The organism is Aeromonas sp. MR16, assembly GCF_022549315.1.
Taxonomy (GTDB): Bacteria; Pseudomonadota; Gammaproteobacteria; order Enterobacterales; family Aeromonadaceae; genus Aeromonas; species Aeromonas aquatica.
On record NZ_JAKZFK010000047.1, the window covers coordinates 1 to 24,626 of the forward strand.

Here is a 24,626-nt window from a genome sequence, read left to right on the forward strand (position 1 = left end):
GCGGATACCATGAACCCGACGTGCCCATCAGACTAAATTTCCGTCATGTCCAGCCACCTCGGGCAAACAGATGGGAAATGACGGCTTATTCCTCTCGCCACAGCCGGGGCTGCCACCAGGCGCCGCCATGCGGATACCATGAACCCGACGTGCCCATCAGACTAAATTTCCGTCATGTCCAGCCACCTCGGGCAAACAGATGGGAAATGACGGCTTATTCCTCTCGCCACAGCCGGGGCTGCCACCAGGCGCCGCCGCGTCTATACCAGGGTCCCTGCTCACGCTCGGCCCGGATCTTTAGCCCGGCATCACCGGGCTCGACCAGCACGGCTCCATCCAGGCCGGTCACCCACTGCCGCGCGGCCGCATATCTCGCCACCACCTCGGGACGGGGAAACTGCCACTGGTTCATGAAGCCCGCGCTGTGCACCACCAATGCCGGATTGACCGCCGCCACGAACCCCGGCGTCGAAGAAGTGCGGCTACCGTGGTGGGGGCTCACCAGCAGAGTACTGGCGAGCCCGTTACCCTCCAGTTCAAGCAGCCGGCGCTCCGCCTCCCGCTCTATGTCACCGCTGAGCAGGATGCGCTGCCGGCCATCACGTATTTGCACCACGCAGCCATCAGATGATGAAATTCTAGGGCTGGCGTAAAAAAACTCTACAACCCTAGTTGTAGAAAAATTCCACAAAAGACATGCGAGAAATCGCTTGTCTTTTTTTGTTTACGCTAAACTTTGGTTTCATACCAGATAAAAATAGTTATCTATATGCGTCAATTTAGCGCCAAAAGGAACTGCCTCCTGCTGCACGACGATGGAACGATTCATTACCCGTTCAGCAAGTTTCTCACCGACGAATTCGACAACCCAAACACTCGGGAACTGGTGAGCCAATCGCTGCGCATTCTGCAACGTTTTTTTGTGGCTCACGGTATTGAGTTGACCGTCCGCATGCTGGAGAAGCGCTGCCTGACTTACGACGAGATAAAGAGTCTCGCTGGGCTTTGCTACCGACCGCTGAGCGAAATAGAGGGGCTATCCGATACCAAGGTCGTGTTGATCACCAGCGCCAAAGCAGATACTCCGCCCGAAGACATGCGTGGCGCGCTTGAGGCAAACACGGCCGCAAAGCGCCTCCATCACATCGCCAGTTACCTGGGTTTTTATCGGAAAATTATTTTGGACAAGCACATCCAGTCCGACACCTTACGTAGTCAGTTGCTCACCGCCTATGACGAGACGCAGGAACAGTTGAAGAGTGAGGTTGCTGGTACCAAACAGAACCATTACCTGACAATTCAGAGTCTTCCATCTCATCGCTTCCTACAAATTATCCGTGCCATCGTCTTGGAGCCGTTGACGCTGTTTATGACGGAGGGGGGCAAGCCCTCGGCTACCTTCTATCGAGACAGGGCCATGTTTTTGCTTGCATGCGAAGGCTTGCGCCCAGGCGCCCTTGGCAACCTCACGCGTGAAGATTTCCGTCCTGACAGTGGCCACCTTGTTCTCAAGGACAACACAAAGAAACGACCTAGCCAGCCAAAGACGGGAACACCGGTTCTGAAAGGGGCTGGCAGCAAGAAGGTAAGTTACGCCTCCGAGACGATGATCACGCTATGGCCGTTTACCGTCACCGCCATCACCGACTACCTCGTTAAAGAACGCGACCCAGTCCTTGCCAAGCATTTAAAGAACCGAAGCCTCTCTTTTCTCTTTTTGAATGAAAAGGGGCAGCCAATCAAGCACCGCGCCACGCTGACAGCCATGTTTAATCGGATCGGTAAGCAGCTCGCTCGGTTAGGATTGCTGGATGTCGGTAACGACCCCTATTTCAAGGGCGAGAAGCAGTACGACTTTTACGCTTACGTCTTGCGCCATTCAGCTGCCAGTCTCTTTATTGAACTGAAAGGCACCGACAGTGGAACACTGGACAAGATGAAAAGTCGATTTGGCTGGACGCTGCATAGCAACCAGCCGCAACGCTATGCTGCTCGCGCCTTGAGCGAGCAAGCCAATATGGAGCTGAAAGAGTATTACAATCAATTGATTGCCGATGTCAAACAAAAGGGAAGTGCTGACCCATGAGCGTAGTGCAGCAAGTGATCGGCAGCACGGTTGCGGAATGGGATGATGCGGTTCCGCTCGAGTGGAAGATGAGTGAGACCACCGGCCCAAAAAATGATCAGCGAACGCAGACTGTATCGTTCGACCTGAGCAAACTGTGCGCGGGCTACGAGGACGCCTTCCTCCTGACTTTGAAGGACATGATGATCGCACGCCGAAATCGCATTACGCTCACGTCGATAAAAACAGAAATCGGTCAAATTCTAAACCTTCTGCGTAAAGTCCAGACACAACGGGCAGACGTTCCCCGAGTCACTCATATCGACCACGCCTTTCTACTCAACCTGCGAACGATACATCAGGATGTCTCCATTAATTACCTCTGGGGTTTCCGGCAACTGTACTCCGAAAACCGTGGATCACCGCTGTTTGCCCCAAACCTCGTCCCCGAGGACTTCCCTATAAGGACGCCCATCAAGGGCTTTAGTGGAAACAAAATCGACTCTATCCTTACCAAATCGCTCTCGCGCGCCGTACAAGTGGATATCCTGCGCCGAGCCGAAGATGCCTACGAGAGTGGCGATATCGACATCGGGCATTTCGCCTTCCTGCATTTGGCTTTTCATGTCTATTGCAGGCCGTCCAGCTATCTGTGTCTTACGCTGGCCGATCTGCAAATCGACGTTGACCCCGAAACGCAGGTAAAGACCTACGTCTTGTGGGTCGTTCCCAAAAAAACTGGCGTCAGCGCCAAGAACCTCAAAAAGATCACCTACCAGCTCGATAGCATCGTAGGGGAATTGCTCGAAGCGCAACGAATCCAGATCATCAAGACCTGGGGCCACTTGGTGGCCAACGATGACATCGGCAAGCTGGCTCTGTTTCCGGCACGCAGGGTTGATTCAGATGGTCGCTGGGTAGAGAGCCACGCCCAAGCGAATTTCGGCGAAGCAACTATATTTACTCTCTATCACGACTACCTGTACCCGATCCGGAAATTACATAAATCGATCAGTTTCGATTTCAACGGTCTGCGACATACGGTTGGTACACAGCTCGCCGTGGCTGGCTGCTCGGCGGCGACCATCGCAGCAGTGCTCAAGCACGCCACTCTCGATACCTGCCTGCGTTACGTTGATATCGCCTTTCAAGGCCTGATCGATGCGTTGAGCGAGGCGATTGAACCAGCCTTTGACACTCACTTCCCGGCATTTCGCTCGAAGAACGACCCGATGGCTCCGGAAAAAGCCATCAGTAGCATTGAACTGGCGACTGGACGCCGTGAACTCACTGGTGAATGCGGCAAGACAAATGCCTGCGAATATGCCCCACTTGCCTGTTACTCCTGCCCTCGCTTCACGCCCTGCTTCGATGCCGACCACAGCATCAACCTCCGTTTTGCAGAGTCCGAGATAAGCAAATATGAAGGCGGTGGCCTGCCTTTTCGGGAGCTTGCCAACCAGTTCAAGGCGGTCAAACACTACATTATGCTGGTCGTAGCTGCGGCTAACCTGTATCAAATCACCCTCGCCCAAAGGGAGACAGGCCATGAACCGACCCGTTGACCTCGACCGTCTCCGGTGCGAACAGGCGCTCAAGAAATGGCAGGCCGATTGTCGACAGCGCATGGCGCAGAGGTATCCCACAATCCAGTTTGATGCCGAACGCTGGCCCCTGAAAGGCGTCACCGTAACCGACTCCCCCGACTTTATCTTCACCACGACTCTGGCCGACTTTGCCGACAAGCACCCAAGTTATGCCGAGGCGTTGCGTTGCCTTGTTGCGGAAACCGTACTCGGGGAGAAGATCAAGGTCATAGCAAGGCACGCGGCAAAATTACGCCTGCTTCGGTTGGCCCCTGTAGACAGCCTGTTTGACCTCGATCATGCCGCCTTGCAATCCATTGAAACAACCTTACTCCAGCGCGTCCGCAGCAATCCGGGTTCTGCTCATGAAGCATTGACAGGGCTAGACGAACTCCGCCGAACCTTGGATACGCTCGCGGCCAAAGGCATCGTACCTCACCTGCAATACAGCATGAAGCAGGAAACCCGCGCCAAGTTGTTGGCGCTGCGAGATTCCAACCTGAAACAATTTCGGCAGTCCAAGGCCGTAGTGCTCGACCGAAAGATTGAGGCGCTCAATGAGGCGTTCAACGCCCTGTTCGCCAACGATGCACGCCTGTCAGCCGGGGATCAGGTCGCCATCGCGGCGATGGGATTGGCAATGTGCGCCCCCTCCCGCATCAATGAAATTCTGTGCCTGAGCATTGACGATCATGTGAGCGTCGATGACTACGCGCGATGTGCGCCGAACAGGGAAACTGACACGCTGTACACGGCGCACCAAATGCTGCTCATCACCATGAAGGGCAGCAAGGGAGCGCAGTGGAGCGCCAAGCCCGTGCTCAACTTCATGATCGACTTCTTCCACTATTGCCAGAAGATCATCCTGGCACATGGCAAACGCTCCCGAATGCTCGTCCAGTGGTACCAACAGCACCCCGACCGAATCTACCTGCCTCCCGAACTGGAGCATCTGCGCGGCACCAATCTCACGGCACGCACGCTTGGAAACATCATGGCCCTGTCAGATTCGAGTGACAAGCAATCATACGATAGGGCTCACCGCTTGTTGGCAACACTCGGCACCAAGCGCTTCAAAGTACCAAATCCGTATTCCATCAATAAAATCGGAAGAGTGTCCCGCCATGCAGAAGTCGACGCCGCTCGCTGGGATGACATCGAGCCGCTCCTGCTGGCCAACGTCCGCACTGAGTTGGAGTCTTGCCAAAAGGTAACGATGATAAATCACTACAAGGGCGATCTGACGAAGATGCTGTTCCTCTTCGACCATAATGAATCCCCCTACCTGCCCGGCGCAGTCAAATACACGCTCCTCAAGCTCCGATTGAAGCAAACTAAATCAGTGCAACAGCGTCGGAATCCGCCCACTCTTTTCGAAAAGCTTGAGATCATGATGCCCGTCAACGGGGTCACGCAGTTCGCAGAAATCAACACCCATGACCCGCGCCGCTGGCTGACGACTATGGCCCTGACTTACGGCGAAAAGCTCTCCGACGTGCTCATCAACAAGTGGGCCAACCGGCTCAGCGTTGCACAGCTCTGGCACTACGACTTCCGCTCAGCGAAAACCAAGGCAGAGGCGAGCGCCTTACCCGAACCCGTGGAGTTGACCGAACTCTCGAACGGGCTGACATCCTGTCGCAAGCTGGAAGACGAATATGGGCCAAAGATCGATATTGTGACCGTTCACGACGCCGGGATTAGCGGGACGACCATGGATGCCATATCTGTTGCTACCGAAGACCGTCCCATCGCCAGGACGGGCGAACAGATCATCATCCTTTCCCCTTCGTGGTATGGCGTTTGCTCCCATCAGCACCACGAAAAACCCTGCCGCGCCTATACCTCTTGCCTGCCCTGCAACAACAATTATCTGGTCAAAGGCCATATCCCAACCAATGACCGGACGAGGGCACGTGCAAGCGAGTTGCATGCCGCCATTCTGAACGTCCTGGAACAGATGGTGATCATCCATGGCCGCGAGATTGCAGACGACCAAGAAACCCTGACTCAGCACATTTATCATCTGGTCGAACGCGGGCTGACCCCTGCGCAAATGACGGACGAGTTGATCGCACGCTTCCACGAGATCAAGCACCTGGTCAAAGACACCGTGCTCAAGAATATGCTCCACGAAGGCTTTGTGGCAACGGGCTATGTAGAGAGACTGGACAATCCGATATACACCAATGGAGCCTTGATGAAATACCACAACCCGACACATCATGCCGCTCCAGGAGTGGAGCGGGCGCTGGATGCCCACGGAGGCCATGAACGGATCGAGCAGGAGCGGCTTGCCATGGTTGAGAAGTATCCGCAGTTTGCCCCGACGGCGCGGGGCCTAAAGGATGAACGATCCCTGATCGCCCCCGATGACGATACTGACAAATATGATGATAGTGAGGGCGCCACAGATGAGTGAGCCTGCTAGCAAGCTGGGGCGCAAGGAGATCCTGACTGAGGAACTGGCACGGAGGATCGCGAAAATGGTCTCACTATTCCCGGATTCTCAGATACCAGTCACCTGGGAAAACGTCATGACCCACTCGAAGAAAAAGTTCGGTCATGCGTTCAACCGGCAGATGCTCAGCCAGAAGGAATGGAGAGGCCGCAAACTCATTTCCGAGGCGTTCAGTGAAGCCAAGAACATTCAACGCCGGATGCACAACGACACTGCGCCTAAATACAAGACGGCGGCGCGTTCCGTCCTTCAAAAGAAGATTGGTGAATTGGAAGCAAAAAACCTGGCGCTTCGGGAAGAATTGGAATCGGTCAGAGCGCAGCAGGTTGATAAATTAGATGTCTTCCTCAATACCACAAGCAGGGAAATCGACCTGCGCAAGCTGCTTGATGCGTTTTACGAGACGAAGCAATGAATCGCCCCTACTTACCTAGACACTTCAAGAGCCTTAAACTGAGGTCATTTAGGAGGTGTTATTAGCAAGCCACGGAAGAATTCAAACTGGCCGCCGTCAAGCAGGTGACTGAGCGCAATTCCCCAGTGGCAGAGTTCGCTGAGCGACTGGGTGTTTCAAGCCACAGTCTTAATGCCTTGATTCGAGGTTGTAACGTCGCCTCTTGACAATTAAATCTTGGCCAATTCTGTTGCGGCCAAATCCAACTCATTTTCTTACCTCCCTGTCAATGAGCTGATTGGATCTCATAATGTGAGCCAATTTTTGCACATTTAGCTTCTTGATAGGGATAGTCAAAACCTCTGCCCTGGCAGCAGTACAGCAAAGGGAGTTACTAGTGGTTGCCTAACAAAGGTCTCAGATACTAGGGCTCCCACGAGTATGTGGAGGTTTTTCCCTAGCACCGTTGTTTTGATAGAGCGCTTTAATTAGCGTTAACAAGACACCGGCTTGAATCCGGTGTCAGTTGATAACAAAGCTGTACACTTTATAAGTTATATTGAGGCTAATGGATGACTCCAACATCATCTATCAAACCTACCTCTAAACCTCCGTCGCCAGTAGAGCTATAATGAGCGACAATGTAAGCCTTGTATCGATTTATAAAAGTATCAGGAACGTCATTGTCAACCAGAATGATCTGGCATGGAGAGCCCTTCGCTTCTGCCCGAGTGGCTACACTGAGTATGTACTCATAAATATTCTGATATTTCATCGGATCGGAAATACCTTCTTGCAAATCATCAGATGTATTAGTCTGGTCTTGATATTTTTGCTTGGTTACTTTACCTAAATACTTGCCTACGGTATCAATCATCAACAACCTTGGATGATTTATTTCAGCATCTATCGCATATTCGAGTAGTGCGATCATGAACCCCACAGATGCTATTGTTCTTAGCCCTCCAGAGGTAATGTTCAGGTAATCGCGATTTCTTATTACCGGGGCAAAACTCCGAGGACTGATACTTATGCCCTCCTGGCGCTTTATATTCACGCTCTTTAGGTATTTTTTTAGATAATCTGCCAGTTTTTCTAAAACGTCTTGTATGCTAGGTGCAGTTTCCTTGAGTTCACTTAATCTATCTTGCAGCAGTTTAATTGCTGCATTTATATTCTCATAGCTATCATGAATTTTTTGCTGTTGATTCCTCACTCGAATATTTGTAACAAGCTGGGAACGACTTTGCCTATTTGAAGCAATTTCTTTAACTAAAGTATCGCGCTGGGTAAGGTAGGGCGTGATCATAGCTTTACTTTCTGTATCTAGCATTTCTCTAGCTCGACTTAAATCAGCGTTAAAATCGGCCTGTTCTTGAGTTAAAATCCTAGATTTAGTGGACAATTCATCTATTAGTGACTGTATGCTTTTTTTCTTTTTTTGAATTGAATTAAGCTCTTCGACTAAATAATTTCTATCTGTATGCTGAAACTTATCTGTAAATTTACTTGACTCTAGTGGTTTTTCACAGACTGGACATGGATTGGAAGTTATTTCCACTTCACCGATTCTTGTTTGTGCATGAATAATACTATTTATTTTAGCAATGTCATTTTGATAGTCATTTTTCAAGCGAGAATATTTTTCTATCTGCTCACGGGTTTTAATTATATCTTTCGCAACACGCTTTTCGCTAAGAGATAGTTCGTTAAATATCGACTTAAGCTCTGAGTGTTGTTTTGAACCAGCCATCATATCATGGTTAACCCTAGCCAACTCATTCTCTAACTCACTGATTATTAAGTCTATTTTTGTTATTGAATCATCAAGAACGTCCCTGCTATCGTAGTCTGTTTCTCTCAGAAACTCCGATACAGAAGTATATTTATGTAACAAAGATCTACTTTGCTTTGTACTCTCAGCTATCTGTACTTCGAGCTCTGTTATAGTAGAATCCAGTACATTAAATATATATTTAAGGACTTCCCTATTACTGGTAGCTTGAACCCAATTGTTTAAATCTAAAAAGCCCTTGCTGCCAACATCATCTTGATTGACATACACATATTTGAATATGTTCCGAAAGCTGAGCCGTTTAACTTCCGAGTCCACTTTCGATGGTGAAACTTTGATTTTTACTTTTGGAAATCCTAAGCAATCTAGTAAGAAATCGGAGAAGAATCCATCTGGAGCGTTGCTGTTAGTATAGTTAGGGGCATATTTTTTGGGGAAGAAGTTTTTACAATTTTCAAACTCACAGGGATAGACTTCTACAAAAGCGCTATGATTATAAATATCACGCTTGAATGTGTATTTAACATTGTTAATTTCCAATTCTAGAGCCGCATATTCTACAGATGACTTAACTTCATCAGCTAATTCAATATTGCTAGCCCCGAGTAGATAATTTATGAATTCCAAAATACTGGATTTCCCAGTATCGGAGTCCCCATAAATAATATTTACACCTGGATAGAATGGAATAGAGTAAGTCTTTCGATTACCAACAAGTTTAAGGTAGCTGATATTGATATAAGGTTTCAATCTCAATTCCTTCTAAAGATATTACTAAGATAATAATTTAGCTTGCTATTAGTTTGCGATTGGAGGGCGGACAAGCTATCTATCGCTTCCATGGAAGCATGGAAGTAGTTTTGTGTTATTGAATTAAATGTGATTTCACTCTCATTTTCAGTTGCCAATTCTTTATTGTAGATGTTCTGAAAGAATAGCTCTCCATTATTACTTAACAGATATTTAAGCGCTCCATCTTTACTATCAAACTCACAAGTAAGAAATCCTCTCGCCGCTAACTCTTTAAGCAGAATTCTAAGTTTGGAACGGTCAAACAACATATCTACATTTGTCGACAAGCTCTCTATTGTGTATGTATATTGAGAGCTTATTGATGCGTTTTTTTTCCCAGCAAGGCTCAGTATTGGGTTGATTTTCGATGGGTTCTTCGTCAGATAGAGAAATATTTGTAGTTTTTCAAAATCGAGAATTGCTTTTTTTTTGGATGATAGGCTATGCCTTTTAATTATCATCACAACTAGCGAGAGATTGAGTGAGAAGTCATCATCGATAAGAAGATAAGGAAGTGGCGGTTGGTTCATATTGCATCGCCTTTTTTAGCGATTATATCATCCATCGTTGTGTTGGATGACCAGACAATGGAAGTATCACACTTGTTAGCAAGTTGATGAATCATCCCTTTTTTATGTACGCTATCAAGTTCTGTTAGTATACATTTTAGATATCCGCTATCTTCCTTCATTATCCCAGCATGTACGCTTTGCACAAACTGGTCTGGCGTAGTTTTATGAGCAATATGATGTTCATATTCTTGGCGATAAATTTCATTTATTTTGTTATACAGGACACCTAGTAGTTTTTTATCATGGTCGCTAGTGAATAACTTTCGAGCTTCCTCTGCATTGAAGAAATAACCTTTGGCATGCCCAGTTATCGCGTGATGAACATCTGCTATCACCATTTTCAACACAAAAAAATGATCATCATATTGCTGTTGATCTTGAAAATCCTGAACAATCAGCGGCTCCTTACATATTGACTCAAATTCCAATATATATTTCACCACCAATCTATAAACAGTTTCATTGTTATCTTTTGGTTTACAAATACTAGAATGATTTTCTTCGACAGCCGTTGAGTTTGCTCTATTGCTTTCAATTGCAAGAGCGCTCTTCTTTTCTACATATGGGTCATTTGTTCCATATACATACTTTGTCGGAGGAGGGTTGGTTGCATTAACCCAATCATTACTAAATTTATATATTGCATCACTTAATACACTCAAGTCTGCGAGTTGGACATTAGAAGATATAAATGATCCCATGCTTGCTATTTTTGCACCAGAATGGGGCACTGCCAGTGATATAAACCCCTTAACAACGGTACCTTGTGTTTCTTCAAGGTGATTTAGAATACATGCTTTTGAGACAAGGCCACCCATGCTATGTGCAATAATTATTACTCTTTCGTACTCATTCAGATTGACATAAAATTCTGTTCTAAGTAATTCAGCAATCTCTGTTATAGGAAGATTTTTTCTGACTTTTTTCATTGAGCCGAACAAACGCGAAAAAAGGCTTTTTGAAACGCCATACGTATTGGTGAATGTAGTGAAGTAGTTAAAGCAACCAATATCAAAGCGATCTGCTAGTTGAGGGTCAGAAGCCAAAAGTTTAGGGAATGTGATATTTTCACTATAAGACCAAGTTTCTTGACCACCTTTCAGGCCATGTACAAAGAGAATTGCATTCGGCTTGTTCTCTTTTTTTTCCCATACAATCATGCTCATTTAATCTATCTCTTCCTGCTATGTCGCTGCTGAGCCGTGTTTCTACATAATGCTACAATATTTTGTTTTAAACCATCGTCCAAGTCTCATTTCAACTGTAATAGTTATGCACTGTCCAGAACCCATCTACGCCAGTTATTAAATTTACTTCTGTGTGAAGTTCCTGCTTGGGGCTATGTGAAGCACATCCCCACCGCCTTACCCTGCTGCACTTCCGATGTGACAACATCCTGTTTTTTCACGACTTTATCGTTCGCAAGCGGAGGATCAATCGTGAGCGGATACAGCAACGCAGCGAATTGCGCCGTTTGTTTAAAGAGAGCTGGGGCTCGGACCTTGATGTCGATGATGCGGCGTGGAGCATCAGATTGGCCGATTCAAAATTCGTAACCTGATGAAGGAAGCCAGGTTGGCATCAAAACATCCCGGTACACATCGGTATAAGATTGCACAATCTGAGCGGCCGGTTATATCCAATCTGCTGGCTCGTGAGTTTGATGCCCAGAATTCCAACTAGGTGTGGAGTGGCGATATCACCTACATCTGGGCGGATGGCCGATGGTATTACCCAGCTGTCGTGCTCAACCTCCATGCCCGGCGGGTTGTGGACTGGGCGATGTCTGACAAGCCTGATGCAGAGCTGGCTGTAAAGGCGCTTGGGATGGCGAATCAGCAGCGGGGTTGCCCATCAGACGTGCGGTCTCACTCCGACCAGGGCAGTCAATATGGCAGCGTGCGTTTCGGCAACAGCTGTGGCGCTATCGCATGACCCAGAGCATGGGACAGCGTGGCAACTGCTGGAACAATGCGCCGATGAAGCGGTTGCTCAGGAGCTTGAAGACGAAATGGCTTTCGGACACTGGCTACATGAGCCTGCGGGAAGCGAAGCAGGATATCAGCTACTACCTGATGAATTACTACAACTAGCGGCGTCCACATCAACACTATGATGGGATACCTCCAGCTAAAGCCGAAAAACGGCTTAACTGTGTGTCCGGATTTAGTTGATCACTACAATAGGATCGCTATTGGAGATGCTCATGTTATGTTCCACTATCGGGACACTAGAGCCTTTTTATGCCGTTAAGTTCCATATATGGAACATAATAGGAATGCCGAATAACACCATCACGGTTCCTTTTGGGCAACTAATTTGGCAATAAATGCCATATAAATCTACTTTCAGCTCTTTATCGTATTTGCTAAATTTTCAACTGGCCTCCGTACAACAGGCGGGTCATCGGGCAGTCTCTGGAGCAGTAACATGACGCATCAAACCCTCACCGTGGAAAATAGTCGCATTCGCGTCACCGTCAGCCGCGAGATAGCCGATAAATTCCTGCCAACAGGCGTTACCGGTCGCGATGAATCCCCCGGTCAGGCGCAACGCGGTCGTCTGCTTTCTGCCGCGATGGGCAAATTAGCCAGCGCAACCGAACTTCGTCTCCGGCTCACTAATGATATCGAGCGGGCTGATCTCATCGCGCTAGCCCACAAGATCCTGGTGCGTGATTATCTGGAGGAGCACAGTCACTACAACGTCAACGAGGTGATCATGCGCCTCGAAGAGGGTCATCTCATGCACAAATACATGGCCCAAGAAGTCACGCTTGCCAACGCGCATGCTCGCGGTGTCTTGAAGCCTATTTCGCAAGACGACGCCCGTTATTACGTGGCGTCAAGGGTGATGGCTGGGGTGCTCTCCCCCCATGAATGCAGGCAACTGGAAACCCGCGTTGAGCTATTGCTGAGCCGCATTGGCATCGATGCAACAGAGGCCCTGGATAAAGCCCGTCACGCCGTGCAAGCGCAGGCCAACATCGCGCACCACTATCACATGTGTCGGGCCAATCAGACGGGTTGGAAGATTGAGGTCATCGGGGAACTACCGGCTCAAGTGGGCCTATCTCGGTTGCTGCCGAAGGATGATTAATGGATCGCAATCCCAAGCCTACCAACCTCAGCCAACTGACCTTGGCTGGGATGGATGCTGACTGTGATTTCTCGGAAAGATGCCAGCCTCATTGGGGATTGGGAGGCGGCAGAAGTCCTATCCAAAAGACTTCACCACTTGATACCGCGAACTTCGGCCACCTCCCAGCAATGGGACCACGCAGCCTTTCGTTACCATATCAGCTAGGTGACGTGTTGCAGTCGCCTTACTTACACCGGTCAGCATCTGATATTGACTGGCGCTTATGGTATTCACGGTATCTTGATCGCGGATTTCCAATAGATGGTTCAGCGCCAATATTTGCTCAGGTAATAGTTGAATCGCCTGATGTTGTTGCCAAAAAACAGTCTTGTTCAAGTCAGCTTGCACTTGAGAGATAGCACGCTGCAAGTCCGCTTCCAGTGTCTCAAGAAACCAGACTAACCAAGGTGTGATATCTAAGCCTCCTCTTTGAGTCTGCTCCAGAAGCTGATAATACCTGTCGCGCTGCTCAAATATGGTGACCGACATGGCGTATAGGCGGATGGTGTGCAGGTCTGCCTGGGCTAACGCCAAGTCTGTCAGTGCTCGTGCTATTCGGCCATTTCCATCTTCAAGAGGATGCAGCGTCACGAACCACAGATGGCTGATTGCAGCCCTAAGCAGCGGATCAAGAATTGGGTTCAATCGACTTTCGTTAAACCACTCAATAAAGTTTTGTAGTTCAAGCTCCAAACCTGCTCGGGGTGGTGCCTCAAAATGAACCACGAGCTGGTCGAACCGCCCTGATACGACCTGCATCGGCCCATCGTCACGCAATTGGCCGCCACTGATGCTGCTACCTCCAGGAAGTGATGCTGGGAATAGCAACCTATGCCACTGTATAAGCCGCTCAAGCGACAATGGTTTGTGAGGCTCAGCAATGGCGTCCATTGTCATAGCTGCCAAGCCATTAGTCCTTTCAGTTGTAGGGTATTGCTCGGCTTGGCTGACCCCTAGCTGCATTGCTAGGGACGCTCGAACAGATTGTGCATTGAGCACTTCATCTTCGATGGCCGATGAGGCCATGATGTTGGCAACCAGAGTATCTAGCTCTTGAATCGGGGCTATCGCACAACTCCCCAGCAGCAGGCCAAGCAGACGATAAAGTGAGCGTAGGCGTGGTTGAAGAACCTCATCCTGCCAATGAAATGTTGGCCAGCCTGCTTGTTGCCAAATCCAACCCATCGTCTGAACTCCCCCATGTAATGAGGCGATTATGCACTTTATTTGGCTCACTTGATGAGCCAATTATTACACATGATGCTCATTGATAGGGGCTACCGGAGATGAACCGATCATAAACGTCATTTTGAAAAGTCTGCTGTTATGCTAGGAGCAGCTTTATGGAAATTGCAGAGCAGGGAACACTTATCGATGCCTCACGCCGTTCATCACCCTCGCACTCGGGTAACTGCTGTCAGCTCTGTCATTACCTCTCTGGGCATCCCTCACGGCCCGCTGGAGGCACACCTGTGGATTGTGGCTGGTGTTGAACCTAGCATCGTCCCGAAGCTTGCTGGGTTGATTGGAGAAAGTGCTCGGGCGGTTTGTGCCTTGATTGGCATTAGCCAAAGTACGCTCGCTCGCAAGATCGCAGCTAGTTCACCTCTATCCACTGAGCAGGGCGCCAGAGTTTACTGTGTTGTACTGGCGCTTGATGCAGCCCTCTCACTGCATGAGGGAGATATAGAGAAATGCACGTCGTGGTTAAACAGACCAGCCAGGGGACTGGGAGGCGAGAAACCTGTCGATTTATTGAGTACAGCGACGGGAGTCCAGGCTGTTATTGATCTCGCAGGACAAATCGAACATGGGGTGTATTAAACGAGCCTTCCCCCTCAGTTAACATGGTTAAAGACCACACTCAGCCGAACAAAAAACAACCAAAAAATATTTATTTTGCTTTTCCCCATTTTAGCTACTTGAAAGATTCAAAAAGTGTCCACTTATTAATTATGAGAACAAAAAATTATTCAACATTCCGCTGCGTTGCAGCGAATAGATCCAGTTTATTCTTTGGCTATTCTCCCCTTCTTTTTTAGCTGTAAATCATCACACCTCATGGATTACCAGCGCAGATTTTAGAATATTGCTATAACTAGCATCTTGAGAGTTCTCAATCACTGAACACCAGCGAGTCAAGAACGCCTTGCCCGCTGTGAACACCTCCTTCTGTCGATCCTGCTGACTTGCTACGAATAAGATATCCAGCATAACAGTGCTCAATACTGTCAGGATTCCCTACTGCGCGGACCTGTGACCAGACTGATGCCATCGCGGTATTACAGGGTCATTTCAATACCTTGCAGCTGGCTGATGCCCATCAGGTAGCCTATAAGCCCTTTCACAACCCATTGCTCAAACCCACCTTTGCGCAGTTCATGAAGGCGCTGGTTGAGCGGGCTATCTCACATTCATTATTCTTGGTAATGATGTAGTTGTTTTTCAGACCAGCAGTTAGTTAAGAAAAAAAACGGCCTAAAATAAGGCCGTTTTGCTTGCAGGGTAATAAAAAGGCAACTCGACAAACCTATAAACACAGAACTAATCATTCCTTATATTCGGCCACGTAACGTGGCTGTCGATAGAACCCAAGCACTGACATTGTAATCCCGACAGAAAGCATAAAATAGCATATGCTCATAGTTAACCAGTCAGAACTCCAAAACTGAATACATATCCAAGCCACCAGAGATGAAAACGACATTTGTATTGCCGCAATTAATGCAGAAGCTGTACCAGATAGAGTTTTAAATGAAGATAAAGCGACTGATGCTCCTGCCCCCATAAGTAACGCGAACCCAAAACTACCTATCGTAGCAGGGATAATATAGTTCCAGATTAGAACATGCTCTTTTAACAGCCAGCTTGAAATCATAAATCCGACAGCAGCTATACACAGGCATCCGGCCCCCATTAGGAGTATAGAGGTTTCTTTTGCTTTTCCTAAAGAATACGAAACAAATAAGCTTCCAGAAGTTATAGCTGCTGCATTGATGGCGAAATAAAAACCAAATTCATTAACTGGAATGTCAAATCGATCAATGATTACAATTGGTGAGCTTGAGAAAAAAATCAATTGGCTAGCAAAGCCAAAGCTGCTCGCTATTGCCCCAAGTCTGAATTTAGGGTATTTCATGACCTGCACATAGCCAGAGATAATAGATTTTATATTGATAGTATCTTTATTCTTTATGGAAGGTAGCGGTTTTGATAAAACCAAGGCCAGACATATCGAGATGAAGCCAGCCAAGAAATAGAAGCTAGCTTTCCATCCATAACCTAGAATTAAAGCACCACCGATTATTGGCGCTATGACAGGCACAAGGCTTATCACTCCATTGAATAAACTATATACCCGTCCTATTGTATTACCCGTAAATAAAATAGGTACACTGGCAAAAATGGATACAGCAACTGCACTAGCTCCCAAACCTTGTAAAAGACGCACAGTAATTAGTATAGAGATGCTGTCGGAGAAGAAAACAGCCAATGAACCGCAGAAGTATAAACCACATCCGAATACAAATATACGATGTGAACCATAACGATCTACCATCGGCCCAAAAATTAATTGTCCAAGACTCATGCAGAGGATAAACCCACTGATTATCCATTGCACACTCCCAAGAGAACTGTTGAGGTTGTCAGCTATTGTTGTCATCCCTGGTATGCATATATCTAAACCCATTGGGGCGATTGCAACCAAAGGAAACAGCCAGATATCTCTATATGATAAGCACTCTTTTTTATTCATAGCTATGCGACCATTATTGTTTTATCATTCTGATTATGTTGCTCTCGTCGACCATCCATATTCAACGGCTTTTGTATCAGTGCATCAAGCCCCAAGAATCGGTGACATATTGACTGGTAGATTGCTGATATCAAAATAGAGCCTGCTTCATGCTTTGAGAAGTCAGAACGCATGTTTTCCGCAGAAATTTCTCCTCGCATTCCTGCTATGAACTCATAAAAAGCTTTCGCCTTAGATTTTCCAACTAAGCCCTTCCGCCCTCCTTCCATCGAGATCAAGTCATCAATATTGAATTGCTCGACGTGTTTCCCTCCTAGCATCTTATGGTTACGGAAGATGTAAATTTCCAAGTGTTCTTTTGTACCCACCCTATCTTGACCGTTTGCAGATTCATCTGACTTATAAGAGTGAAAATGAATGGTTTGAAATGGCCCTTGTTGGAAAATGTGAGACTCGTGAGATACCCTGCCGTTTCCTTTATAAAGATCCCGTCCCTGGGCGGTCACCCAATTTCTTTGAGAATAGCCGTTATGAGTTAGGTTAACCGATACAGATGTTATGATCTGCTTTCCCTTCTTGAAGGCAATGTTACTGTTACAATCAATCTCTCCATACTCTTTAAAATATCGAGCAAGATCATCTTTCTCATATTTATTATGTTTATTGAATATATCCGTACCAAACAAATGACGATAATCGTCAAGATTAAACTGTTCTAATACATCAGCTGGTCGAACGGCCTGAGAGAAGACATCAACATTGTCATAGCATTTGCTATCACCCAAACCTGATTCAAGAACATATGGTATGATATCGAAATAATGATAGCCACTGTGAGAGCACTTACCATACCCCTGGTTGTAAGGGTGATAATGTTGCTCCACGATTTCTGTAGGCATTCGCCATTGGCCATCAGAATGGAAAGTCTGAACATTTGTCACTGGACAATTTGTTATTTTAAAACACTCATCAATGCGTTCTTTAATGAGGTTAAATGACGTTTGATAACGTCGTTGTGCCATTAATGAGAAAACAAGATTTGGATGAGTTGCTCTTTGACGTTGATACATATCATTGAGCTCATAATAATCTTGGGCAATCTTTTTTGACATTGCTACAGAAGTAGATACTCCTTCATAAGACGAAATAGGCTTGTCCATCAAAATAGAAAGGCCGGACTCTAATGCCCATTTTGCATAACTGAGGTGTGCCAATGGCTCAGTAGCAATAATAACACCGTTTATTTCATATTTTTTAACAATAGAATTAAGCGCTATTACTACAGAGTCATGTAGTTTTTCGAATTGGCATTGATTATCATCTACATAAACCATTTCAGGTCTAAGATGTTTATCTGAAAGGAAAGTTTCCACTGATGCCCTAGAGGATTCCAACTCGACGGCTGCACATAGGTTTAAATATGTATCATCAGTAGATAACTCAAGTATGGGATAATAAATTCTTTTAGAGTGCGGACCAAATCCTATAAGAAGTAGATTAATGCAATTATTAGTTTTCATATATCACACCAGCGCTCGTTCCGTAGTGGTAGAGGTTTCCTAAGAAACCTCTCACCTTATTAAAATTAATTTTTTTTCTTAAGCAGGTAGTTCTCTATAACGAGGAAATCTATCCCTATAGCTTTCCTGAAACAGGATATTGCATCATCTGGAGATTCCACAATCGGCATCCCGGCTAGATTGAAACTCGTATTCAAGACAACTGGAACGCCTGTTAGACGTTCTAGTTCTTGGATCAAGTGATAGAATTTCTTATTAGATTCTTCATTGACCGTTTGAAGACGAGATGTCCCATCTGCATGAATACATGCCGGTATGTCAATTTTGGCTTGAGTTGTAACTGGCGCAACTTTCATCATATAGGGGACAGGAGAAAGCATATTAAAATAAATTTCTGCTTTCTCTTCTAAAACTACTGGAGCATATGGTCGGAACCACTCACGTAATTTTATTTGACAGTTTAAAATCTCTTTCATCCAACTGTTTTGTGGAAGCGCGAGGATGCTGCGATTACCCAAGGCCCTAGGGCCATACTCACTGCGGCCTTGGAACCACCCAATAACTTTACCCTCAGATATAGCTTGAGCCGCATGAAGTTCTGGATGCTCAACTACGACAACATCGAATTCATCTCGGCATGATTGAATTGCAGAATGGATCTCTTGCTCAGAATAGACAGGGCCAAGATAAGGTGATGATTTAAGCTTTGGAACTTGGTTATAACGTCTGGAGAAATACTCAGCTGCCGCACCTAAAGCCAAACCGGCATCACCAGGTGAAGGAGGTACATAGACATCAACCCCGAGTCGCTCTTCTATGTCTCGGTTCATCACTGAGTTCATGGCTACACCACCAGTCACACAGACTTTATCTAGATTATACTTATCCAGTAAACCACGGATCCTTTTGCTGATGGAGAGTTGTAATTGGTCTTGAGCCCATGCAGCCAAGTTCATATCAAATGGTCGAATTAACCCATCTTTAGCTCGTCGTTCTGGAATATCTAGTCCAAGTGACTTAAACCATGATTTAAAATCTTTTGTGCAATCTTCAACATAGCCTACGTCGCGTAATACCGATATCATTTCACCCGTTTCAGACTCAACAAATGGCTTGTACTTGGCAAGAGCACTAGGATCACCAAAAGAGGCTAACCCCATGGTCTTACCTGATTCACGGTAGCTGTTAAAACCAAGATAACAGGTAACATCACCATAAAATCGACCATATCCCTGATCTCTTGGATGACTATGATCTTGTGCAACTAGCCTTAAAGTTCCGTTCTCATACAAGTAATAACTTGTTTGCTCTGCTGCATTGTTTTCTAAGCACTCATTGTCAGTTCTGTGGCCAATGATATTACCAGTATGATCCGCAACAACAACCAGAGCTCTATCAAACTCAGACGATACTTGGCTAACAGCACTTAAAGCATGGGCTTCATGGTGTGACTTTACAATATGGATATCAGAGGCATCATGAAATATCTTATTCAGCTCAGTTTCTAATTTTTCACATAGCGTATTTTCATCTGTCATTGACTGACCAAAGCTAACAACCGAAACGGCCTTTATGTCACGTAGAGTTAACTTATTTCGGTCTAGGATTTCTTGTACGGCATGCCTAACATGGCCATCATATTTATTTTTTGAAACCCGTTCCTCAGCAACCGCAGTAATCACTTCATCTCTGCTTGCAAGAACTACGTTTCCATCAAATGTAATTGTTCCATCAGCTAGCATAGGCAAATTAACGCCAAGCACAAATTCTTTCATATCAGCCTCTTTTCTTAGCACAAAGTGAAAAAGTTAATGGTATGGAATATGAACCATCTTCAAAAACCCACCATTTATCATTATTAATAACCAGGTCTGAGAATGCCCTATAAAAAGTTTTCTCATACTCTGAAAAATCAACAACATTCAATCCAGCACCAACTAAACTATTTATCAGCTCAGATATGCTGTGTGACCAAACGTACTGTTCTTGGTGATCTAACTCTTTCTCATCAGAAGCATAAGAGTATTTGTAATTTGCTTTGAAAGGTTGTTCACCCATACCGTATGTATGTAAATAGCCACTATTGAATCTCACGTTATCTTTATTAGGGTTACTAAAGACTCTAGCGAAAGGGTGCTCATCTACAATACAAAATAGACCATCTTCTTTTAAATGTGTTGCAATGCTAATGGCCCATGATTTCAAATCTCTCAACCAAACGAGCACACCATAAGAAGTGAATACAATATCAAACTCACCTAAATCAAGAGAACTAAGATCACATACATTTGCACAATGAAAATTCGTTTTTAGGTTAAAACTATCTTTAATCCGGTTAGCTATTTCAATCGCTGATGCAGAATAATCTATAGCTGTTACTTCTGCACCAAGCATTTCCAGAGCAAAACTATCAAAGCCAACATGACATTGAAGATGTAATACTTTTTTACCTGCTATATCTCCAAGCAAATTTAATTCAATCTCACGGAGATTGTGTTTATGGGGGTGAAAGTGGCTCAAATCATAGTCTGAAACCCCAGAATGGATATCCGCTAGTTCATCCCAAAACAATATGTTTTTAGTGTCGTATTCAGTAATCAAGTTCATTCCTTAAAAAGAATAGTTACACTTGGCGACCATGGATGTCACCATCAGTAATGTGTTTTTGAAAATTACTTATTGAATGCGATCTAGAGCGTCTATAGTTACAACCACCTTCGAATAATTTTTGTGATTTTATACCATGCGTAAGCCTTCTCAGGCATAGGCAGATGCATACCTAGCTATAAAGGTAGATTTATAATTCTAATTTAATGACAGATCTATATAGGATGTATCATTTGTAAAGTAGTTGTACCTTTGAGTCACGCACCAGTAATGGTCTCGGTTGAGACAGGCTCCTCCTGAGAACCTTTCTTTGCAAGAAATATCCTCAATTTTTAGGTGTGTATCACATTTATTGTTTTAGTCTGTTTGAAAATTAACCAACCCCCAACAATGGGCTATCGCCAGTAGAGCGTGAAAATTAGTATTTCGAACTGCTCACAAGTGTCTAGGGAAGCCGGGGCGATTCAGTGCCGCAATCCTTAATCCATGAAGTAGAACAGCAACTCCGGTTAGCGTGGTGACCCACGTTTGAAGCTGGATAAGTGCTGCGGCATCCTGCTACGCCCCACAACCAGTGGCAACACCCGCGCTCTCTTGCTACGCTGATGGCACCGCGCTGACCCAGGCGCCAGAGATCCCCACTGCCTTCGCCAAAGCTCGCATCAATGCTTGGCAGCAATTTGAAGAGGTGTTGCCCTACTTGCTGCTGGGGGTACTGATCGGGTCATTTATCTACGGGTTTATTCCGTCAGAGTGGATCGCCGCCCACGCTGGGGCAGATAACCCCCTTGCTATTCTATTCAGTGCCATCGTGGGTATTCCGCTCTATATCCGGGCAGAAGCTGTTATCCCGCTTGCATCGGTACTGATGAGTAAAGGGATGGGAATAGGGGCTGTGATGGCTCTGATCATCGGTAGTGCGGGAGCCAGCCTTACCGAGGTGATCCTGCTCAAGTCGATGTTCAGAACCCCCATGATCGTGGCATTCCTCACCGTCATACTGGGGATGGCCGTCATGATGGGCTACCTGACCCAACTGCTGTTTTCATAAATGACAAAAGGGCCTTCTGGAACAGAAGGCCCTTACTTACAAAAAAGAGGACATTCGTGTCGTGCTTGTGCGGAATTATTTAGGGATGGTGGGAATACGTACCTTCTACAATGAAACTGAAATTTTGCATTGTTGCAAATCGCCCCCAATGAGTTTCATCGCATTCTTTCCAGGCTGCAACGGCACCAACAATTGTGGCGTTCAGAATTGCACACCACCATTGTGGTGATTTTCCAGCTGGAATCGGGATCAGTTCGTCAGGGATCCCCTGCTCTCCCTTGAACACGGCTATTTGCAAACGCAGTATGTCATCCATATCTTCATGCGTTGCTTTCCTCAATACAAGATTCTGCATCGGGTCATCATTATCGTTTTGCCGTAACAGCAGGTATTTTCATTAGTAGTTCAGCACAAAACGCACATAATTTATTCAAATCAATAAGCCGCCTGGGAACACAGTATCTATTGACCACCGCCTTCCGTTGGCGGCATCGCTTCTTGCGCTATGGCCGACTCAGGTATGCTTCTTTTCGATAAAATGCCTCTTTCATTTATACCTTTTATTACATCATCACCAATTGACTCACCGCTCTAATCTTCCCATTCAACCGGTAGATTTTTTCTGATGCATTTTTATGCAAGCAAGTAATTTTTTGCTTCTCTTGAGGTAGTTTTTCAAGTATCTCGCGGTAGGCTTGTAACTCATAACGAGTCAACAGAAGCTCTTCTTCCAGAAACCTCAACTCACTTGCTAGATCATAATTATCGCCTTTGATTGATGCTTGTAAATTGCCCAGCAGATCATCTGAAAAAATATAATACCGGTTATTTTTTGGCCCATTAGCTTTCACTGCATCCTGTTTTTTCAAGCTATATACATGGCGGTCAACCAAGCCTGATGCCTGATACACAGCCAAGTCATTGACCTCCATAGCCAATCGTATCAGCTCTTTTCTGCTCGTTTTTCGACCTGTCATTTTGAGTAAAACTTGATAAAACTTGTTACTGATTTTGTAAACATTTTTATTCTGCATAAAATTTCCACAACCACAACACTTAGGATTGCTAAGTATACAGAGACAGGTGAAACTTAGACAATCTATACATATGAGAACTTTGTGATGAACAAACATTGTACAAAAACCCATTCCCAGAGAGACTCAAGCAGGCGCGTAAAAAAGCAGGTATATCCCAAAAGGAACTTGGGGTAAGGGCCGGTATGGATGATAGTTCTGCTAGTGGTCGCATGAATCACTATGAGAGAGGTCGCCACGTTCCAGACATTGATACAATGCGAAAACTTGCCAATGTACTGGGAAAGCCGCTGAGTTATTTTTTTTGCGAAGATGATCTTAGTGCGGAATTGGTTTGTCTATTTGAGCAACTTGATGAGGATGAAAAGTTAGATCTTCTCTTTAAGCTACGTGAAAATAAACGGTGATACCGCTAAGCAAGATACCTGCTCATGTTGCGGATTGACCATCAGAAGTTTGCAACGCATTGATCGTGGTTTGTAGCCAGGAGAGGAGGTTAACTTTCATGGTTGTGCTCATGCCTTCACCACCGGGATCTCTTTGATACTGGTGGTATAGCGGGGGCTGAGTTGTTCGCGTTTCATCATCCATTCGCTTGTATCTCGGCCTCGGGATGCAAAGTAGACCTTTGCCCCTGGTTAATCCTATCGATCATCTGCATGAGTGCATCGCTACGGGGATCCTGCTGTTCGTTGCCGAATAGATCTCCTTGTTGCATGCCTTTCGGGGAGAAGTCCGTCAGCATGATCCCCCCCTTCATATAGCGAACATCATCCCGCCCGGTGGTAAGCACTATTCAACAATGAATGCCAGAGCCGAAACCGTTGGTGACAAACCAACATACAGACGAGCCTGGCAACAGGGCCACTTCTGTCTGGTGCCGATGCTTGGATTCTTCGAGCCCTGCTATGAGAGTGGTAAGTGTGAGCGCTGGCGGATCAGCATGGCTGATGGCAAACCCTTCGCGGTCGAAGGGATCTGGCAAGCTTGGCAAGAAGAACAGGGCCACACCTATAGCTTTTCCCAGCTCACGATCAACGCCGATACCCACCCGCTATTGCGACGGATGCACAAACCTGGCGATGAGAAACGGAGTCTGGTGATTGTGGCAAAACAGGATTACGACGCTTGGCTTAGTTGTCGTGACCCAGAGTTAGCACGAACCTACCTTGTTCAGCAAGACTCAGAGTTATTGGTGGGTACACCGATATCTATCTGACATACAGCTTACTGCACTGACTCCCCGACCGCTTGGGACAATGATGCATTGTTTTCTACAACAGATAGCTACATATGAAATATTTTGGTGTTAGAGTTTCTCGGAGATGTTTGAAAATTTTTATCATATTGTTTTTACGGTAAAAAAAATAATTATCAATCACACAGGAATCGTAACTGTAGAGAACAATAAAAAATATCCGATGTGATACATCGGATATTTTTAGTTAACAGAATTAATTGTTCTTAAATTAGAATAGGAGAATGTTCATGTGATTCACGCATCCTCCCTTAAAATAAAACGCGTCATCTATTGATGAATACCCCGTTCAATAGGTAACACATGACTGGCTACCAATGATTGATTAAAGCTACTGTTATTAACTGATCCTATGGATAGCTCCGAAATAGGCTCAGTAGTTCCGAATACGCTCATTGCTTGAACAAGTAAATCGGTTTGAGCCTGAGGTTCAACATATTCAGGGATAGACAGGGGGGGGAGTTCTGTTCCATCGGCCAGAACCACTTGCTCAATCCGGAATCGTGCGTCGGTATAGGCATTCTCTATCGTGATCGAATCTCCTGATGCATCCCCTCCTATCAACAACACCATGTGGTTGCCATTCCGGAGAA

22 protein-coding genes and 4 pseudogenes are annotated in these 24,626 nt (G+C 45.9%); 12 read left to right on the top strand and 14 right to left on the bottom strand.

Annotated elements, in window-relative coordinates:
* Positions 1–214 precede the first annotated feature (214 nt).
* Positions 215–631: pseudogene (locus tag MM194_RS20745) on the bottom strand (DNA internalization-related competence protein ComEC/Rec2); the annotation flags it as partial.
* Positions 632–769: 138 nt separating this feature from the next.
* On the opposite strand from MM194_RS20745, the gene MM194_RS20750 reads away from it, so the two are divergent.
* From MM194_RS20750 to MM194_RS20770, 5 genes and pseudogenes are all read left to right on the top strand, one after another.
* Positions 770–2,086: a hypothetical protein gene (locus MM194_RS20750; RefSeq protein WP_241344801.1), complete on the top strand. Its 1,317-nt coding sequence runs from the start codon at positions 770–772 to the stop codon at positions 2,084–2,086.
* On the top strand, positions 2,083–3,630 hold the full coding sequence (locus MM194_RS20755; protein WP_241344803.1) for a hypothetical protein: 1,548 nt from the start codon (positions 2,083–2,085) through the stop codon (positions 3,628–3,630). Before MM194_RS20750 ends, MM194_RS20755 begins: the two co-directional genes overlap by 4 nt.
* Positions 3,614–6,073 carry a hypothetical protein gene (locus MM194_RS20760; protein WP_241344805.1) on the top strand — a complete coding sequence of 820 codons (2,460 nt, stop codon included), beginning with the start codon at positions 3,614–3,616 and terminating at the stop codon, positions 6,071–6,073. Before MM194_RS20755 ends, MM194_RS20760 begins: the two co-directional genes overlap by 17 nt.
* Positions 6,066–6,527: a hypothetical protein gene (locus MM194_RS20765; RefSeq protein WP_241344807.1), complete on the top strand. Its 462-nt coding sequence runs from the start codon at positions 6,066–6,068 to the stop codon at positions 6,525–6,527. The genes MM194_RS20760 and MM194_RS20765 overlap by 8 nt, the downstream gene beginning before the upstream one ends.
* A gap of 71 nt (positions 6,528–6,598) precedes the next feature.
* A pseudogene (locus MM194_RS20770) lies at positions 6,599–6,712 on the top strand (transposase); the annotation flags it as partial.
* Between the two features lie 359 nt (positions 6,713–7,071).
* On the opposite strand, the gene MM194_RS20775 reads toward MM194_RS20770, so the two are convergent.
* The 3 genes from MM194_RS20775 to MM194_RS20785 are packed head-to-tail and all read right to left on the bottom strand — an operon-like array spanning position 7,072 to position 10,831.
* Positions 7,072–9,051, bottom strand: a complete 1,980-nt coding sequence (locus MM194_RS20775; RefSeq protein ID WP_241344808.1) for a hypothetical protein — start codon at positions 9,049–9,051, stop codon at positions 7,072–7,074.
* A gap of 2 nt (positions 9,052–9,053) precedes the next feature.
* A complete protein-coding gene (locus MM194_RS20780) occupies positions 9,054–9,623 on the bottom strand; it encodes an ABC-three component system middle component 4 (protein ID WP_241344809.1) in 570 nt (189 codons plus the stop codon).
* Positions 9,620–10,831 (bottom strand): ABC-three component system protein, encoded by a 1,212-nt coding sequence (locus tag MM194_RS20785; protein WP_241344811.1) that lies wholly within the window; start codon positions 10,829–10,831, stop codon positions 9,620–9,622. Before MM194_RS20785 ends, MM194_RS20780 begins: the two co-directional genes overlap by 4 nt.
* A 198-nt stretch (positions 10,832–11,029) precedes the next feature.
* Between MM194_RS20785 and MM194_RS20790 the strand changes: the two are divergent.
* Together MM194_RS20790 and MM194_RS20795 are read left to right on the top strand one after the other, a co-directional pair.
* A pseudogene (locus tag MM194_RS20790) lies at positions 11,030–11,839 on the top strand (IS3 family transposase); the annotation flags it as partial.
* Between the two features lie 256 nt (positions 11,840–12,095).
* The gene (locus tag MM194_RS20795; RefSeq protein WP_241344813.1) at positions 12,096–12,764 is read left to right on the top strand and encodes a hypothetical protein; all 669 of its coding nucleotides are present in this window, start codon (positions 12,096–12,098) and stop codon (positions 12,762–12,764) included.
* Between the two features lie 117 nt (positions 12,765–12,881).
* Here MM194_RS20795 and MM194_RS20800 read toward each other — a convergent pair whose 3' ends face one another.
* Entirely contained in the window at positions 12,882–13,991 is a 1,110-nt protein-coding gene (locus MM194_RS20800) for a Fic family protein (RefSeq protein ID WP_241344815.1), read from the bottom strand.
* Positions 13,992–14,180: 189 nt separating this feature from the next.
* Between MM194_RS20800 and MM194_RS20805 the strand changes: the two genes are divergently transcribed.
* Positions 14,181–14,630 (top strand): antitoxin Xre/MbcA/ParS toxin-binding domain-containing protein, encoded by a 450-nt coding sequence (locus tag MM194_RS20805; protein ID WP_241344817.1) that lies wholly within the window; start codon positions 14,181–14,183, stop codon positions 14,628–14,630.
* 292 nt (positions 14,631–14,922) lie between these two features.
* On the opposite strand, the gene MM194_RS20810 is transcribed toward MM194_RS20805, so the two are convergent.
* Complete coding sequence (locus tag MM194_RS20810; protein WP_241344819.1) at positions 14,923–15,081, bottom strand: glutathione synthetase; 159 nt, start codon at positions 15,079–15,081, stop codon at positions 14,923–14,925.
* Here MM194_RS20810 and MM194_RS20815 point away from each other — a divergent pair.
* Positions 15,062–15,217: pseudogene (locus MM194_RS20815) on the top strand (IS4 family transposase); the annotation flags it as partial. The gene MM194_RS20810 and the pseudogene MM194_RS20815 overlap by 20 nt on opposite strands.
* 137 nt (positions 15,218–15,354) lie before the next feature.
* Here the strand turns inward: MM194_RS20815 and MM194_RS20820 are convergent.
* The 4 genes from MM194_RS20820 to MM194_RS20835 form a co-directional block, all read right to left on the bottom strand.
* Positions 15,355–16,563 (bottom strand): multidrug effflux MFS transporter, encoded by a 1,209-nt coding sequence (locus MM194_RS20820; RefSeq protein WP_241344821.1) that lies wholly within the window; start codon positions 16,561–16,563, stop codon positions 15,355–15,357.
* Between the two features lie 2 nt (positions 16,564–16,565).
* Positions 16,566–18,083, bottom strand: a complete 1,518-nt coding sequence (locus MM194_RS20825; RefSeq protein ID WP_241344823.1) for a hypothetical protein — start codon at positions 18,081–18,083, stop codon at positions 16,566–16,568.
* Between the two features lie 65 nt (positions 18,084–18,148).
* Positions 18,149–19,858 carry a carbamoyltransferase C-terminal domain-containing protein gene (locus MM194_RS20830; RefSeq protein ID WP_241344824.1) on the bottom strand — a complete coding sequence of 570 codons (1,710 nt, stop codon included), beginning with the start codon at positions 19,856–19,858 and terminating at the stop codon, positions 18,149–18,151.
* A gap of 1 nt (position 19,859) precedes the next feature.
* Positions 19,860–20,684: a class I SAM-dependent methyltransferase gene (locus MM194_RS20835; RefSeq protein WP_241344826.1), complete on the bottom strand. Its 825-nt coding sequence runs from the start codon at positions 20,682–20,684 to the stop codon at positions 19,860–19,862.
* 580 nt (positions 20,685–21,264) lie between these two features.
* On the opposite strand from MM194_RS20835, the gene MM194_RS20840 reads away from it, so the two are divergent.
* On the top strand, positions 21,265–21,741 hold the full coding sequence (locus tag MM194_RS20840) for a permease (RefSeq protein ID WP_241344828.1): 477 nt from the start codon (positions 21,265–21,267) through the stop codon (positions 21,739–21,741).
* Between the two features lie 79 nt (positions 21,742–21,820).
* Here the strand turns inward: MM194_RS20840 and MM194_RS20845 are convergent, their stop codons facing one another.
* Together MM194_RS20845 and MM194_RS20850 are read right to left on the bottom strand one after the other, a co-directional pair.
* A complete protein-coding gene (locus MM194_RS20845; RefSeq protein ID WP_241344830.1) occupies positions 21,821–22,096 on the bottom strand; it encodes a hypothetical protein in 276 nt (91 codons plus the stop codon).
* A 208-nt stretch (positions 22,097–22,304) separates the two neighbouring features.
* Complete coding sequence (locus MM194_RS20850; protein WP_241344832.1) at positions 22,305–22,775, bottom strand: hypothetical protein; 471 nt, start codon at positions 22,773–22,775, stop codon at positions 22,305–22,307.
* A 98-nt stretch (positions 22,776–22,873) separates the two neighbouring features.
* Between MM194_RS20850 and MM194_RS20855 the strand changes: the two genes are divergently transcribed.
* On the top strand, positions 22,874–23,182 hold the full coding sequence (locus MM194_RS20855; RefSeq protein WP_047440196.1) for a helix-turn-helix transcriptional regulator: 309 nt from the start codon (positions 22,874–22,876) through the stop codon (positions 23,180–23,182).
* Positions 23,183–23,290: 108 nt separating this feature from the next.
* Here the strand turns inward: MM194_RS20855 and MM194_RS20860 are convergent, their stop codons facing one another.
* Positions 23,291–23,362 carry a DUF4113 domain-containing protein gene (locus tag MM194_RS20860; protein WP_347006514.1) on the bottom strand — a complete coding sequence of 24 codons (72 nt, stop codon included), beginning with the start codon at positions 23,360–23,362 and terminating at the stop codon, positions 23,291–23,293.
* A 215-nt stretch (positions 23,363–23,577) separates the two neighbouring features.
* Here MM194_RS20860 and MM194_RS20865 point away from each other — a divergent pair, with 215 nt between their 5' ends.
* Positions 23,578–23,994, top strand: a complete 417-nt coding sequence (locus tag MM194_RS20865) for an SOS response-associated peptidase family protein (RefSeq protein ID WP_241344834.1) — start codon at positions 23,578–23,580, stop codon at positions 23,992–23,994.
* Between the two features lie 309 nt (positions 23,995–24,303).
* On the opposite strand, the gene MM194_RS20870 is transcribed toward MM194_RS20865, so the two are convergent.
* Positions 24,304–24,626, bottom strand: a 323-nt coding sequence (locus MM194_RS20870) for a calcium-binding protein (RefSeq protein ID WP_241344835.1), incomplete at its 5' end; no start/stop codon positions are given.